Below are 16650 nucleotides of genomic sequence, written 5' to 3'. Positions count from 1 at the left end.
TAGGGAGGGCTAATATGATTTTTAATCCAGTAATACTTTCGGTTACTACTATGATTGTACTAAGTTTATTAAAATTAAATGTAATTCTAGCAATATTAGTGGCAGCTTTGGTAGCAGGAGCAACTTCGGGAATAGGTGTTAATGAAACTATGAGAACTTTAATAGGAGGGATGGGAGGAAACTCTGAAACAGCTTTAAGTTATATTCTTTTGGGTACTTTAGCAGTAGCTATTAATAGTACAGGAGTAGCAGCTTTATTATCAAAAAAGATTTCTAAAGTAGTAAGTGGGAAAAAATGGATACTAGCTTTAATAATAGCTGTAATAGCTTGTTTTTCTCAAAACTTAATACCAGTTCATATAGCTTTTATTCCAATTTTAATACCTCCTTTATTAAAGTTAATGGATAGTTTAAAAATGGATAGAAGATCAATGGCATGTTCGCTAACATTTGGATTAAAAATGCCGTATATTGTCCTTCCAGTAGGTTTTGGTTTAATATTCCATGGAATAATAAGAGATCAAATTGTAAGTAATGGAATGAATATAGAACTAAATCAAGTTTGGAAAGCAACTTGGATTCTAGGAATTGCTATGCTAATTGGACTTTTAATTGCAATTTTTGCAAGTTATAGTAAACCAAGAGAGTACAAAAATTTATCAATAGGAGGAATCCATGAAGATGTTCCAGAAAAAATGGAACTAAAACATTGGTACACGTTAATATCTGCAATTATAGCTTTTGGAATACAACTATATACAGGTTCATTACCATTGGGAGCTATTGTAGCAATAGGATTTATGCTGGCTACAAAAGTTATTAGATGGAATGAAATTGATGGGTTGATAAGTGGTGGTATTGGAATAATGGGATTAATAGCTTTTATCATGCTAGTTGCTGCAGGTTACGGAAGTGTAATAAGAGAAACTGGAGCTATAGCACCATTAGTTCAAGGAGTTGTAGGAGTTGTAGGTGGAAGCAAATTGATGGGGTCTTTTGTAATGTTATTAGTTGGATTATTTGTAACAATGGGAATAGGAACTTCTTTTGGGACAATACCAATTTTGGCAGCAATCTATGTACCATTATGTATGGAGTTAGGTATATCTCCAATGGGAACAATTGTATTAATAGCGTGTGCTGGTGCTTTAGGGGATGCAGGCTCTCCAGCTTCGGATTCAACGTTGGGACCTACAGCAGGATTAAATGCTGATGGCCAACATGATCATATAAGGGATACTTGTATTCCAACATTTATGCATTATAACATACCACTTATTATAGCAGGAGTTATTGGAGGAGTATTATTTTAAAAGGAGGCAGGATTGATTTGGAACTACTAATAGGAAACAAAAGACTAACTTTAGAGGATTTAATTAATGTAACAAGAAATGGTTATGAAGTAAAAATTTCAGAAGAGGCTAAAGAAAAAGTTGCCATTGCAAGAAAATTAGTTGATGACTACATAGAAGAGGGAAAAATATCTTATGGAATAACGACGGGATTTGGAAAATTTTCAGATACAGTTATTTCTAAAGAGGAAACTGCAACTTTACAGCGAAATTTAATAATAAGTCATGCTTGTGGCGTTGGAAATCCACTAGCAATAGATCAAGTTAGAGGAATAATGTTATTAAGAGTTAATAATTTAATTCAAGGACATTCTGGAATACGTCAGAAAGTTTTAGATCTATTGGTAGAGATGATTAATAAAGGTGTGACTCCTTATATACCTGAAAAAGGATCATTAGGTGCATCGGGAGACTTAGCTCCACTATCTCATATGGTTTTAGTTATGCTTGGTTTAGGAAAAGCATATTATAAAGGCGAGCTTTATGAAGGTGAAGAAGCTTTAAAGAAAGCTAAAGTCAAACCTATAAAAAGTTTATCTTCTAAAGAAGGATTGGCTCTTATTAATGGAACACAAGTTATGACATCTATTGGAGCTCACGCTATATATGATGCAATAAATTTAATGAAACATTTAGATATTGCAGCAAGTTTATCTATGGAAGCATTAAATGGAATAATTTGTGCTTTTGATCCAAAAATTCAAGAAGTTAGAGGACACTTAGGTCAAATTAATACTGCAAAAAATATAAATAAAATTTTAAAAAATAGTACATCAATAACAAAACAGGGAGAATTAAGAGTTCAAGACCCGTATGCATTAAGATGTACACCTCAAGTTCATGGAGCAAGTAAAGATGCTTTAAATTATATAAGAGAAAAAGTAGAAATAGAAATGAATGCAGTTACAGATAATCCTATTATTTTTCCAAATGAGAATGAGGTATTATCAGGTGGAAATTTCCATGGGCAGCCAATGGCATTACCATTTGATTTTTTGGGAATAGCTTTAGCTGAAATGGCTAATATATCTGAGAGAAGATTAGAAAGATTGGTTAATCCATCTTTAAATAATGGATTACCTGCATTTTTAGTTGAAAATGGAGGAGTAAACTCTGGATTTATGATAGTTCAGTATAGTGCAGCCTCATTAGTTTCTGAAAATAAAGTTTTAGCTCATCCTGCTTCAGTTGACTCTATACCATCGTCAGCTAATCAAGAGGACCATGTATCAATGGGAACTATAGCGGCAAGAAAAGCCAATGAAATTTTAGGAAATGTAAGAAAAGTTGTTGCAATGGAGATTTTAGCTGCATGCCAAGGAATAGATTTAAGAGATGTTAAAAGATTAGGAAAAGGGACAAATGAAGCTCATACTTTAGTAAGGGAAATCGTAGAATTTTATGATAAAGATAGAGTTATGTATATAGATATTGAAAAAGTTGAAGAGTTAATAAAAACTAATAAAATAATTGAAAAAGTTGAAGAAAATGTAGGAAAGTTAAAAATGTAATTGGGGGAGTAAAATGAAAAAATTAGTTCAGTGTGTTCCAAATTATAGTGAAGGAAAGGATTTGGAAAAGATAGAAAAAATAGCAGCACCGTTTAAAAAAAATAAAAATATAAAATTTATGGGATGTGAACCAGATGCAGATTACAATAGAACTGTAATAACTGTGATAGGTGAGCCTGAAGATATAATAAAAGCTGTAGTAGAGTCTGTAGGAATAGCTACAGAATTAATAGATATGAATACTCAAAAAGGAGAACATTTAAGAATGGGAGCAACAGACGTTATTCCATTTATTCCTATAAAAGATATAACAATGGCTGAATGTGTAGAGATTTCAAAAATAGTAGCTCAAAAAATTTGGGAAGAGTATAGAGTACCAATATTTTTATATGAAGAATCTGCAACAGCTCAAAATAGAGTTTCTCTTCCTTCTATTAGAAAAGGTGAGTATGAAGGGATGAAAGAAAAGTTAAAGATAGAAGAATGGAAACCAGATTTTGGAGAGAGAGCACCTCATCCAACAGCAGGAGTTACAGCTGTTGGAGGGAGAATGCCATTAATAGCATTTAATATAAATTTAGATACAACAAATATAAACATAGCTAAAGAGATATCTAAAGCTATAAGATTTTCAAGTGGTGGATTTAGATTTATTCAGGCTGGACCAGCTGAAATGAAGGAAAAAGGGATTGTTCAAGTTACTATGAATATAAAAGATTATAAAAAAAATCCAATCTATAGAGTTTTTGAAGCTGTTAAGATGGAAGCTAGAAGATACGGAGTTAATGTTCTTGGAAGTGAAATAATAGGCGCAGTTCCGATGGAAGCACTTTCTGATTCAATTGAATACTATCTGGGATTAGATGGATTTAAAGTTGACAAAATAATCGAAAATGAATTGTTGAAATAAGAATTTTTATGAGGTGAGTTTATGAATGCAGATTTAATAATTTACAACATAGGTCAATTAGTTACTGGAAAAGAATTGCCATTAAAAGAGAATGAAAGTCCGATGGAAAATATAGAGATTTTAGAAAATGGATATATAGCTATTTCAGGAAATGAAATAATGACAGTTGGTCATGGAGAAGTTCCATCGAAATTGATAAAATTTACAACAAAACTAGTTGATGCAGAAGGATGTGTAGTAGTTCCAGGAATGATAGACTCTCATACTCACCTAGTGCACGGAGGCTCTAGAGAAAATGAATTTTTAGATAAAATTCAAGGGGTTCCATATATAGATATTTTAAAAAAGGGGGGAGGAATTTTAAGCAGTGTAAAAGCAACGAAAGAATTATCAGAGGATGAGCTTTTAGATAAGGCAAAAAAAACATTAAGAACAATGCTTTCTTTTGGAGTTACAACTGTGGAATCTAAAAGTGGATATGGACTTGATAATGAGACAGAATTAAAGCAATTAAGAGTTAACGAGCGATTAAACCATGAGCAAGAAATAGAAATTGTATCAACGTTTATGGGAGCCCACGCATTACCCCAAGAATATAGAGATAAACGGGATGAGTATATACAAAAAGTAATTGATTTATTACCAATAATAAAAGAAAGAAATTTAGCTGAATTTTTTGATGTATTTTGTGAGGAGGGAGTATTTTCCAATGAGGAAAGTAAAAGAATGTACTTAGAAGCTCAAAAATATGGATTTAAATTAAGAATACATGCAGATGAAATTGTGAATACCAAGGGAGCTGAGTTAGCAAAAGAATTAAATATGTACTCTGCTGATCATTTAATGGCAATAAGTCAAGAGGGAATAGAGGCTTTAAAAAATAGCAAAACAATCGCAAATATTTTACCAGGGACATCATTTAGTTTAGGTAAAAATTATGCTCCTGCAAGAAAAATGATAGATGAAGGAGTACAGGTTGCTTTATCTACAGATTACAATCCAGGATCATGTCCAACAGAAAATCTGCAGTTAATTATGCAAATAGCAGCATTAAAATTAAAAATGAAACCTAAAGAGATTTTTAAAGCAGTGACAATAAATGCTGCAAAGTCCATTGGAAGAGAAAAGAGAATTGGATCTATCGAGGAGGGAAAAAAGGCTGATTTTGTAATGTTTGATGCAAAAAATATAGAGTATATTTTATATCATTTTGGAGTAAATCATACAAAAAAAGTTTTTAAAAATGGATGCTTAGTTTTTAAAAAATAGGAGGGAAAATGAAGTTAGTAGATTTATCGGTCAATGATTTTTTAAATATAGTAGATTCAAAAAGTCCAGCCCCTGGTGGAGGATCAGTATCTGCTTTAGTATCTGCACTAGGATGCACTTTAGGACGAATGGTTGCTCATTTAACTTTTGATAAAAAAAAATTTAAGGAATTACCTGAATGGGAGCAAAAAAATTTTAAATCTGCTTTTGACGAGCTTAATGATTGTAGAAGAATACTAGAAGAATTAATTGATAAAGATACAGTAGCATATAACCTAGTTATGGCAGGATATAAACTTCCTAAAGAAACAGAAGATGAAATAAAAATAAGAAGAATAACAATAGAAAATAATTTAAAATTAGCTATTGAAACACCTTTAGAAATTTGTAAAATTTCAGAAAAAACTTTAAAATTATTAAAAATTATATTAAAATATGGAAATAAAAATGCAATTACAGATTTGGGTGTATCTACAATATTATTATATTCGGGGATAGAGGGTGGAATTTTAAATGTTAAGATAAACTTAAGTAGTTTAAACGATGAGATATTTAAAATGGAAACTTTAAATCAGTTAGAAAGAATCTTGATATCTTCAAAGGAGATTAAGGATGAAATTTTGAATGTAGTTAATGACAGTGTATAGTTAAAAGTTGAGATGACACACTTGTGTCATCTTTTTTATTAAATTTAAAAGGAGAAAAATTGATGGTAAAAATAGCGATTATTGGAACAAGTAAAATATCTCATGAATTTGCCCAAGCAGTCGAAAAAGTGAAAGATTGTCAACTTAAAGCAGTATATTCTAGAAGTTATGAAAAAGGTTATGAGTTCGCTAAAAATTATAAAGTGGATGATATAATTGTAGATTTTAAAGAACTTTGTAATAGAAAAGATATAGATATGGTTTATATAGCTAGTCCTAACTCATTACATTTTGAGCAAAGTTTAAAACTATTAGAGAATAAAAAACATATTTTGTGTGAAAAACCAATGGGAGTAACTGAACAAGAAGTAGAAGAAATGTATAGAGTTGCATACAAAAATAAAATGACATTAATGGAAGCAATGAAAAATACATTTTTGCCAAATTTTAAAATAATAAAAAAAAGTTTAGATAAAATTGGACCTCTAAGAGGTTTTATAGGAAATTTTTGTCAATATTCATCGAGATACGATAATTTAAAAAATGGAGAGTTAACAAATATTTTTGATCCAAAATTTGGTGGAGGAGCAAACTTAGATATTGGAGTTTATCCATTGTATTTTGCTTTGAAACTTTTTGGAAATCCTCTAAAGAGTGAAAAAGTAGAGTATATTTTAGATAGTGGAGTATCTGGAATAGGAACTGTAATTTTAGAATATGAAAATATGGTAGCTTCAATTGTATATTCTAAAATAACAAATAGTTATATAGGGAGTGAGATTCAAGGAGAAAAAGGATCTATTGTAATAACAGGTATATCAAATATAGAAAATGTTAAAATTTATTATAAAAATGGAGAGATAGAGGATATAAGTGTACCTCAAGAAGAAAATAGTATGATTTATGAATTGCAAGAATTTTTACAATTAATAAAATTAGGAAAAGTTGAATCAGAAATTAATACGAAAGAGATATCCAAAGAGGTTATAAAAATATTAAGAAGTAATTAAAAAAGAGGAGTTTGAACTCCTCTTTTTTGTATTTTACTCAGAAATTTCTAAACTAGATTTTCCAGTTGTATTAAATGTAATAGATATAAAATCATTATTTATATCTAAATTTATGATTTTAAATGTATTAATAGATGATTTTAGATGTACATTTTTTTCTAATTCAATATTTTCAACCTTCTGTTGCAAATAATTTTGTGCAAGTTTAATTTCAGATGTAGAATTAAAAGATAAATATTTATTTTGAATAGTTTCCTTTATTTTATTTTTAAATATAGAGTTAACAAATTTAAGAATAAAACTATTAGTTTCAAGGGAATAGTCAAAATTATTACCAACTAAAGTTCCTGTATTTTGATCAAAACTTGGCTTAACATTAGCTTTTATAGTTCCAGTGGGATTTAAAAAGCCAAAAATATTTAAACTAAAATCAGTAACAGCGTTAAGAGTTGAAGTTTCAGACGATAAAGTTATATTTTTTACGATAGAAGAAACTCCAGAAAAAATTTTAAACTCTTTGTTATCTAGATTTTTATTTATAATTTCATTTAAGCTTTTATATGAGGCTGAAACAGGTAAAATAATATTAAAAGAATCATTAACAAAACCAAAGTTCATACTCGGAAGTGTAGTAAGGTTAACAGGAGAAGGCTTTTCTCCAAAATAAAGATGAAGATCAGTATCTGTTCCAACCTTAATTCCTAGTTGATCTTGTGTAGTTACAAGATTTGAATATCTTGCTGATTTAGGGTTAACTGTTAACCAAAGATTATATTCAGGATTTACAAGTATAGGTTCTTTAAATTTAAGCCAATATTTTTCTACTAATGATCTAAGATCAAAAGATTGTATTTTAGAATCAAGTTCATTAGTAGCTTTTCTTAATTTTGAAACAACACTTTTTTCCAGGCTATCTCCAATGTTAATATCAGTTTTGAAACTAAGACCATAAATATTTAGAGTTAAAGGCAGATCATTATTAGAGATATTTAAAAAGGGTTTGCTGTTAGCATTTATTTGCCAATTAGGTGAGATACTAACGATACTATTAATTCCAGCAGTACCATTTAAAGCAATCTCTGTACTCTGACTTTGTCTACTCCAGCTTGCTTTAAATAAACCGCTGATATCAGTTATGGCTTGAATTTCCTGTTCTTGTGCAGAAAAACTAATAGGTGAACGATTTATTTTATATGCCCAAACAAAAGATTCGGAAAATTGTGAAAACTTTTTATCTACAGCTCCAAGAATGTCTAATCCCATACCTAAGATATTATTTTTATTTCCATTAAAGATTTGATTACCAGAACCTGTATCTTCAATAGTGTATGGAAGTTGATTGTTAATAATATTTTCAACAATAGATTTTTTCATAGTAATATCAATATCGATTTTAGAAGAAGTATCTTCAGTATAAATATTTGAATTTATTAATAAACCTAAAGTTAAAAAATAAAAAAAGTTTTTAGTTTTCATAAAACCTCCTTGTTAAAAATTTAATCATTAAATAGGAGTAAAAATATAGAAGCCTATTTATAGGCTTCTATATCAAATTTATTTTTATCTGTGTGTTTTTATTTTCGGAAAGTACTTAGTATGTAAAAGTTCATGAGCTTTTCTACTTAAAGGATAATCTAGATACTTTTCATAAATTGCTAGTACTTGAGGATTTTCATGAGATCTTCTATATTCAGAAGCTGTATCTATATTATTAAGACCTTGTGCTCTTTTTTCAAGTGTTTCTTGTTTTTTGATGGCTTTAGGTTGACCACCACCACCAATACATCCACCTTTACATGCCATAATTTCTATAGCGTGATAGAATTCTTCACCACTTCTAATTTTATCAAGCATTTTTTTAGCTTCTTCAAGTCCGTGAGCAATACCGATTCTAAGTTCTATATGTCCAATTGTTAGATCACAACTTCTAAATCCATCCCAACCTCTTAAGGCTTCAAATTCAATATTATCGATTCTCTCACCTGTAATCATTTCAATAGTAGATCTTGTAGCAGCCTCAATAACTCCTCCGGTTCTACCGAAAATAATACCTGCACCAGAGTATTCACCCAATGGATTATCAAACTCTTCTTCTTCAACAGCATTTAAATCTATCTCAGTTTCTTTTAGAATCTTGATTAATTCTCTAGTAGTAATAACATAATCAGTATCATAATTATCTCCTCTAGAGAATTCATCTCTTGCAGCTTCATATTTTTTAGCTAAACAAGGCATAATAGCAACTGTAGTTACTTCATCTCTTTTATAACCTTTTTCTTTAGCCCAAATATCTTTAGCAATAGTTGAAAAAATTTGCATAGGGGATTTAACAGTTGAAGGAACATCTAACATGTCGGGATAGCTTTGTTCTATAAATTTAACCCAAGCAGGACAACAAGATGTAAGAATAGGAAGTCTAACATTGTCATCACCTTTAAAGAAAGCTTCTAGTCTTTGTTGAAATTCAGTAGCTTCTTCCATAATAGTCAAATCAGCAGCCCATGTAGTGTCAAATACATAGTCAACTCCAAGCATTCTTAAAGCACCATTAATTTTTTTCTCAATATTAACACCAGCTTCAAATCCAAAAGCTTCTCCTAAAGCTACTCTAACAGCAGGAGCCATTTGTGTAATTACTATTTTTCCTGGAGTCGAAAGATCCCTTAAGAATTTTAAACTGTTATCACCCTCATTGATGGCATTTACAGGACAGGCAGCAACACATTGACCGCAATGAGTGCATCTTTCAATGTCAATACGATGTCTTTCTTTTATTTTTCCCTCGATACAATGAACAGGACAAACTCTAGCGCAAGCAGTACATCCAATACATTTGCTTGTTATTCTAAATTTAACAAGTTGTGGACACTCTCCAGTATAGCATCTATGTTCTTCAATATGTTCTTCAAATTCGTGATAAAAAGCATCAATAGCTTCTTCAATAAGATTGTGTTTTTGTTGAGTAGTTTCTTTTATATTTTTAGATAGTTGTCTTAAAAGATACAAATCTCTCATATTTCCTTTACCTTTAGAAATTCTATCTAAAACCCTCCAAGATCTCTCTATTTCAAATTTAGCAATAAGATATTCTCTGTATTCTCCTTTAGATAATTTTCCTAAAATAAACTCAATATAATATTTTGCAAATTGGACAACACAGCTTTCATTAGATAAAACTATCAATGCTTTTGGATGCTTTGAATCAAAAAAATGATCAAAATCAACAATTTCATTTAAAGACTCTTTTGTTGCGAACCCACCAAAAGGTAAACCAAATTGAGCCGCTTTGAAGTCTTTACCGTTTTTCATACCACCAGCAATATCTAAAATATCCTTTAGAGTTGCATTTTCAGGAATTTCATAAATTCCAGGGTTATTAACTTTACCAGAGATTGTAATAAGCCTATTCTCTCCTACAAGGCCTCCCATAAGATCACTTTCCATAAAGACAGAACCTAAAGTTGTTCTAAGTAAGTTTTGTTTCTTGTTCATAAATTCTCCTTTTTATTTTTGTAGTTTTTAATTATATTCTTATATAAAATTAATTTCCTTTTTTCAACATTGTCATTGGAAATATCTTCTAAATTAATAAGTGCTTTATCAATTAATTCGGAGAAGATATTTAAGTGTAAAATTCCTTTTTTTATTAAAAGCTTAAATAATTTAATATTTTTTAAATATATTTGAAAAAATTGAGTATTATTAAAATCAAAATTAAATTTAGTAAAGACATCTAAGAATTTTAGTTGAATCTCTTTTGAAAGATTCATTTTATTAAAGCAGTAAAAAGGAACTAATTCTTTACTTTTAACAAAAGTATTTATGTTACCTCCTAAATGTAGAATCATTTCAAAGAGAATAGGATCTTCTTTTATTAAAAGAGCTCTATGTAAAGCTGTTAATTTATCTTTTTTATCGAAACTATTGATATTTTTATTAAGAATAATATCATCTAATTCAAAGATTTTTTCTTGGAAATTAGGTAAAAATTTAAAAAAATCTTCTAAAATACCAGTTCTAGCTAAACGTATTCCAACTGGATTATTTAAGTTTTGATAAAATATTAAAGCTTCATTAAATCGTTTCATTTTTAATAGTAAATCTCCAACGAAACTAGAATCCTTCTTTTCTTTATATAATTGAATTATTTTTTGAAGTTCTTTTTGAGTAAAAAGGTTATCTTCAATACCTTTTTTTATGCCCTCTTTAATTTCCTTATCTTTGTAAGAAATACCAAAGATTCGATTAGATTCAGCAGCTATAAAGAAAAGGTTGTTATCAATTGCAGTGTCAATTATTAACTTTCTGTAATAGACTTCTTTACTTTTTAAAGATTTTATAGATAATTTATTTATAGCGTGTTTAAAGTTAAGTTGTGAAATATCATTTTCAATATCTCGCTCTAAAATCCAAGTTGGTTCTCCTGCTTTTTCAAAAGCATATTGAGCTTCACTTAATTGTTCTAATTTGTACAGTTTAATTCCTTCTTTCAACCACTCTTCTTTTTCTCTCAGTATATTATCTTTATTTTTAGTAATATTTATATTCTCGTTAGGAGTTAAAAAACTATGTAGTTCTTTTAGAACTTGATTATCATATATATTTGATTCCATTATTATAAGGTTTTCCTGAGCTCTAGTTATACCAACATAAAAAATATTAAAATATTTTCTGTATTTTTGATCGTGTTTGGCATTTTTAGCAAAAATTTTTTTCCATTGTTCTTGATATGTTGAAGAAAGATTGTAACAAATAATATTAGTATATTCTAATCCCTTTATCTCTTGAATAGTAAAAATTCTATGTTTATTTTGTAATTTATCAAGAAGCTCTGATTTTACGGCCTCGTTAGCAACTACAATTGCCGAATGAGCATCATTTTGGGCATTATCTAAAAGAGAAAGGTTGACAGATGTTAGATTAACTTCTCCATCCTTTTGAATAGCAATCTCTTTATAATCATCGCTACCCAAGTTACCTATATGTGAGCTTCTTAACTCACCAAAGTAATTAGCTAAATCTACTATTTTTTTACAACTTCTGTAATTTTTAGATAGTACTTTAATATTAACTTTCTGTTTATACCTTGAATAAAAAAGATTTTTAATTCTTTCAAAGCTAAAAAAAGTAGAATTTATCATTTGATGTATATCTCCAGCTAAAAAAATATTATCTTTATTTTTAACAAGAGATGTTAAAGCAAAAATTTGTAACTCTGTTAAGTCTTGAATTTCATCGATTATTATAAAATCAAAAGTAATATCATTTTTTAAAAGTTCAATGGATAAGTCATTTAAATCAAAAAGATTGTTTTTCTTTAACCAAAGATTATATTTTTGACAAACTTCATAAAAAAATATACGTTGTTCTCTATTTAAAGTGGAATATTTAGAGCTTAAATTTAAATAATCTTCTAAAGATAAAGACGATTTAGAAAGATTTCTATTCCAATTATCAGCTTCACCTTTTATCATAAGGCCTTTAATTATTCCATTTATTTCAGAGTAAATTTCTTCAATAGAAAGTTCAATTTTTTTTCTATTAGGATAAGAAAAAATAAAAAACTCTTTAAATTTAGAAAATTCTACAATTTGCTTGGAAGAAACATTTAAAAATTTACATAAAAATTCTTTTAAGGTAAAAAAATTCCCTATTTTAATGTTGGACTTTCGAAATTCTAGATATTGTTCGTAAGAGTTATCTTTTAAATATCTATTAGATGTTAAATACAAAACTTTAGACATGTCATAGAATTCTTGATTTTCTTCTAGATTTAATAGCTTTCTAAGGGTTATTGTACTTTTTCCACTTCCAGCACTTCCAGCGACAAAGTATGGTGGAGAATCAATAAGGCATGAATATTGTTCATCATTTAGATAATAGTATTTATATTTTTTATTTTCAAAATTTTCAATAAAGTGAGAATCTTGAATAATTTCATAAGTTATTAAGTTATTATAATTAAAAAAGTTCTCATCAACTGATGTAATATTATTATCTTGATCAAATACAATAAATTCTTTTAGATTACTATTGTTAACTTCTTTTCTTTTAGCTTTTTTTACAGCCATATCATGAGAAGAATAGATTAAAAAAATAATACTTCCTTGACTATCATCACGAATAATAGTGTTAAATAGAAAAAAAATTCGGTCACCACTATCAATTCTAAATTCATATAATGAATTTGTACCAGCAATTTTTTTTATCCAATAGCCTTTTGGCAAGTTATAGGTTAAAATTTTATAGTTTTTAATAGTGTTATAAAAAAAATAAAGTTTATCTAAAACTTTTTCATTTTTTTCTATAGGTACACTTTTAAAAAAATAGTCAGTAATTAAAAATTTCATAAGCATACTCCAAAAATTTGACTTAATTAGATATTATATTATTTTAGTTAAATTTTCAAGATATTTAACTTATTAAAAAGAAAAAGAGTCTAGATTTAACCAGACTCGAATCATTTAATAATACTTTTTTTGCTTAATAAGTTACAACCGCCTTTATATTCAGGGAAGTAATATCTAACTAAAGATGCAATAAAGTATTTATTTATATTATTTTTCTTGATAAAAGCTTTAAAGCTTTTATTTAAATTTATTTTACTTATTAATTCTGGAATAGATATATTTCCATCATTATCGTTAGAAATAACTAAAGTTTTAAAAAGTTCAATTTCATTTTTAGTCATTTGGACAAAATTTATAAGACCAATAAATGATCTATCAAAACTTATAATTTTATTTGAATTATCAATAGCATTATTTAAAGAAACATTTGAATAATTAAGTTTTTCTTGAATATAACTTTTTTCAAGAATTTTTCCTTCAGTTTCAATAAATTTTTCAAGCTCTTCAACTCTATTAAAACCTTGGTCTCCAATAGTTAAAACTCTACTATTTCCATTTGTAGTTAAATTTAGCTCTTGGGCAAAATGATATTTAAATAGAGAGTAAAAAACGTGATCAGAATAAATTCCAATACTATTTAAAGTAGTTTCTAAATTTTTATAAACAGCAATACTATCAATATAATTTTCATTAAAAGATAAAATAGTATTTTTTAGATTTAAAAACTCTTCTACATTGTATTTAATTTTATTTATATGAATATAAGTTCTTGAATCCGTCATTATAATACCATCTATTCTAGATAATAACCCTTCTAATCTACGAGCTAAATATATCGCTGTATTATCATTCATATTTTTTATTTCTTCAGAATAAAGATTATAATCTAATCTTGAATTGATATCTTCTATTATTAATTTAATGGTATTTTCATCAACTCTTAAAGGATGAGAAACTAATTTTACAAAATAAAGTTCAAGAATATCTTTGTACCCACTATTTTGAACATAATATTTCCCATGTTTTTCATATCCAAGTTTTGTAATTATTTTTTCGATTTCATCTTGAGTTATCCATTTAAAGCTTTTAAAACTACTTCTAATTGTTTTTACATTTTCAGTAGTTAAGATATTAGTAAACTCTAGAGAATAAAAGATCTTAAAAAATCTTTCTCTTCTATCAAAAAGGAATAAATCTAAAAAATCAATATAAAAAGGTCTTGAGAAAATCTCATTTCTTTTCAAAAAGCTAACTAAAAAACGATAATTATCACCAAAAAGCTTAGACATCTCACATAAAGATATTTCATCTTTAAAATTAGCTTCAATTTTTAAAGCTATATTTAAATTTGTATTTCTAAATATATTTGCAATAATTTGTTTTAATTTTATCTCTATTTGTCTTGTTCTCTCACGACTTATATTTCTTTGGCTTCCGATTTCCTCTAATGTTTTATTATTTTCAAGTCTATCTATTAAAAGTTGTATATCTTCCTGAGAAAGAGTACTTTTAATTTTTTTTAAAGTTTCTTCTAGTGGAAGAGTAGTAGTGCATATTTCATAGATTCTTTCTAACTCATTATTAGATAGATGTAAAGAGTCAATATCTTTTTGGGTATAGTTCAAAAATTCTCCAACAGTAATTCCTTCAATATGTTTAATATTGAAAATTATATTATCTAAACGACAATCAACAATCTTTTTAAAAGTTTTTTGCTTTGAAAATCTTTCTACAATCTCTGAAAGATCATTTTTTATATCTGCAATTCTTCCAGGACCAACACCAGGTACTTTGGAGTATTGAGTTAGTAACTCCTCATCTATTTCAGATAGATAGATAGCATTATTTTCTTGACAAAAATTTAAAAATTTTAATTTTTTTTCATCCGGATAAATAAATCTATCAATTCTAAGGTAGTTGCACCATAATTTGTATGTACTCATCAAAATTTCCTCCCCAAAACTCTACGCCTAATATATAAACTAGGTAAAAGCTATTATATTTTTCTTTCGGCATTATATGATTCATATTTTTGTTTAAAAGCGTCAATATCCTCTTGAGAAAATCCAGATTCACTAAGTGATTGAAAGTCAAAGGATTCTAATTCAACCATAAACTCAATATTTTTTTCAGATAAAATATTTAAAAATTTTCTAGATTTTTGATAAATTCTTGTAACTCTATCGCCTTTTATTAGGAAAGTTTTCACATCCCAATCAACAACCCCATTTTTATAGTCTAAAAATTTTTGAAGCCCCTCTTGTACATAACGTTCCTCTTTTAAAATTGTTGAAAACATTTCTTCATTTATATCTTGTAAATATTTAATTCCAGCTTCAAAAAGTTTTTCTCTGATGCTAACAAATTTATTAGCTGAATAAAAATGATGTAAATCAACTAAAAAAGAGTATTGCCACTGTTGCTTAGGAATAATTCTATTTAATTTAATAAAATTTTCTTTTAACATTCTATTTTCTTCTTGTAGATTTCTAAGGTTTTTTTCCATAAGTTGCCATTGTTTAGAATAGTCAGTATTTGGCTTAGATTGTAAAGAAGAGTAGTTGCTAATAAGAACCTCTTTCTCTTCTAACTCTTTCTGAAGATTTAATAATTTTTGGTTTAAAGTTAGATTAATTTTTTCGAGTTCCTTGATGTTCTTATTGTTAAAAAGTTTAAATAAAAAACTCATGTCTCTCCCCCTTATAGATTAATACTTTATTTATATATAGATATTATACTAACTGATATCATTATAATTCATTTTAATCAAAAATTCAATTTAAAATATAGTATTCTTCAAATATTTGACAATATATAATACATAAAGTAATATATTACTATATCAAAGATTTTTAAGGAGGAATACATGGTTCAAAGGTTGATAATATATAACTTAATAGTACTAACTTTTGATGCTTTTACATATTTTTTTATGAATGAAAAATATAGAGGGTATTTAGGGATAAATGATTATATTAGATTATTTAGTAATCCAATGTATAGAAAAAGTCTTCTAACTAAAATTTTTATAGTAGATTTTATTGTTATATTATTTTTTACCCTTTTCAATTGATGTGAAAATCAATTAAATTATATAAAATATGTATTGATTTATACTGAAAAATGGTCTACAATATTAGTATTGAAATAAAAAAAAATGGAGGAACAATGTTAATAAGTAGAGAAGTTGATTACGGTATAAGAATCGTACTTTTATTGTGTGAAGCAAATAGAAAAATGGATGCAAAGGAGATTTCTGAAATTTCAGGTGTTTCTATAAGGTTTACACTAAAAATTCTTGGAAAATTAACTTCATCTGATTTAGTAGAATCATTTCGTGGTGCAAAAGGTGGATATGTTGCTGCAAAGAAACCTGAAGATATAAGTGTGTACGATATAGTAGAAGTTTTAGAAGGTGGAATTAAGGTAAATGGCTGCTTCGAAGATAAAACAAGTTGCACAACTTCTAAAATGGCTTTATGTGGATTAAGATGTAGATTAGAAGGAGTAAATATAAAGATAAAAGAGGAACTGGAGAAAATAACTATGGATAAGTTAGAGAATTGCTCTGGATTTGACTCTTAATAATCTTTAAATTAGC

The 16650-nt window shown here is 27.7% G+C and carries 13 protein-coding genes; 8 read left to right on the top strand and 5 right to left on the bottom strand.

What is annotated here, in order from left to right:
- Positions 1–14: 14 nt before the first annotated feature.
- The 6 genes from NON08_RS10210 (at position 15) to NON08_RS10185 (ending at position 6699) form a co-directional block, all read left to right on the top strand.
- Positions 15–1313 (top strand): Na+/H+ antiporter family protein, encoded by a 1299-nt coding sequence (locus NON08_RS10210; protein ID WP_256691468.1) that lies wholly within the window; start codon positions 15–17, stop codon positions 1311–1313.
- Between the two features lie 17 nt (positions 1314–1330).
- Positions 1331–2863, top strand: a complete 1533-nt coding sequence (gene hutH, locus NON08_RS10205) for a histidine ammonia-lyase (RefSeq protein ID WP_256691466.1) — start codon at positions 1331–1333, stop codon at positions 2861–2863.
- Positions 2864–2876: 13 nt separating this feature from the next.
- A complete protein-coding gene (gene ftcD, locus NON08_RS10200) occupies positions 2877–3773 on the top strand; it encodes a glutamate formimidoyltransferase (RefSeq protein ID WP_256691465.1) in 897 nt (298 codons plus the stop codon).
- 21 nt (positions 3774–3794) lie between these two features.
- Positions 3795–5042 (top strand): imidazolonepropionase, encoded by a 1248-nt coding sequence (gene hutI / locus NON08_RS10195; RefSeq protein ID WP_256691464.1) that lies wholly within the window; start codon positions 3795–3797, stop codon positions 5040–5042.
- 8 nt (positions 5043–5050) lie between these two features.
- Positions 5051–5689: a cyclodeaminase/cyclohydrolase family protein gene (locus tag NON08_RS10190; RefSeq protein ID WP_256691463.1), complete on the top strand. Its 639-nt coding sequence runs from the start codon at positions 5051–5053 to the stop codon at positions 5687–5689.
- Between the two features lie 62 nt (positions 5690–5751).
- On the top strand, positions 5752–6699 hold the full coding sequence (locus NON08_RS10185) for a Gfo/Idh/MocA family protein (RefSeq protein ID WP_256691462.1): 948 nt from the start codon (positions 5752–5754) through the stop codon (positions 6697–6699).
- Between the two features lie 33 nt (positions 6700–6732).
- Here the strand turns inward: NON08_RS10185 and NON08_RS10180 are convergent, their stop codons facing one another.
- The 5 genes from NON08_RS10180 to NON08_RS10160 form a co-directional block, all read right to left on the bottom strand.
- A complete protein-coding gene (locus NON08_RS10180; RefSeq protein WP_256691461.1) occupies positions 6733–8175 on the bottom strand; it encodes a DUF4403 family protein in 1443 nt (480 codons plus the stop codon).
- Between the two features lie 84 nt (positions 8176–8259).
- Positions 8260–10191, bottom strand: a complete 1932-nt coding sequence (locus NON08_RS10175; RefSeq protein WP_256691460.1) for a [FeFe] hydrogenase, group A — start codon at positions 10189–10191, stop codon at positions 8260–8262.
- A complete protein-coding gene (locus NON08_RS10170; RefSeq protein ID WP_256691458.1) occupies positions 10188–13049 on the bottom strand; it encodes a UvrD-helicase domain-containing protein in 2862 nt (953 codons plus the stop codon). The genes NON08_RS10175 and NON08_RS10170 overlap by 4 nt, the downstream gene beginning before the upstream one ends.
- Before the next feature lie 110 nt (positions 13050–13159).
- Positions 13160–14992, bottom strand: a complete 1833-nt coding sequence (locus NON08_RS10165; RefSeq protein ID WP_256691457.1) for a sigma factor-like helix-turn-helix DNA-binding protein — start codon at positions 14990–14992, stop codon at positions 13160–13162.
- A gap of 53 nt (positions 14993–15045) precedes the next feature.
- Entirely contained in the window at positions 15046–15738 is a 693-nt protein-coding gene (locus NON08_RS10160; protein WP_256691455.1) for a hypothetical protein, read from the bottom strand.
- Between the two features lie 177 nt (positions 15739–15915).
- Here NON08_RS10160 and NON08_RS10155 point away from each other — a divergent pair, with 177 nt between their 5' ends.
- Positions 15916–16122 carry a hypothetical protein gene (locus NON08_RS10155; RefSeq protein WP_256691454.1) on the top strand — a complete coding sequence of 69 codons (207 nt, stop codon included), beginning with the start codon at positions 15916–15918 and terminating at the stop codon, positions 16120–16122.
- A gap of 95 nt (positions 16123–16217) precedes the next feature.
- Complete coding sequence (locus NON08_RS10150) at positions 16218–16634, top strand: RrF2 family transcriptional regulator (RefSeq protein ID WP_256691453.1); 417 nt, start codon at positions 16218–16220, stop codon at positions 16632–16634.
- Positions 16635–16650 lie beyond the last annotated feature (16 nt).

It is taken from the genome of Cetobacterium sp. NK01, assembly GCF_024506395.1.
GTDB classification, from domain to species: domain Bacteria; phylum Fusobacteriota; class Fusobacteriia; order Fusobacteriales; family Fusobacteriaceae; genus Cetobacterium_A; species Cetobacterium_A somerae_A.
Note: the sequence above shows the minus strand (reverse complement) of the source record. Positions and strands in the feature narration are given on the sequence as shown.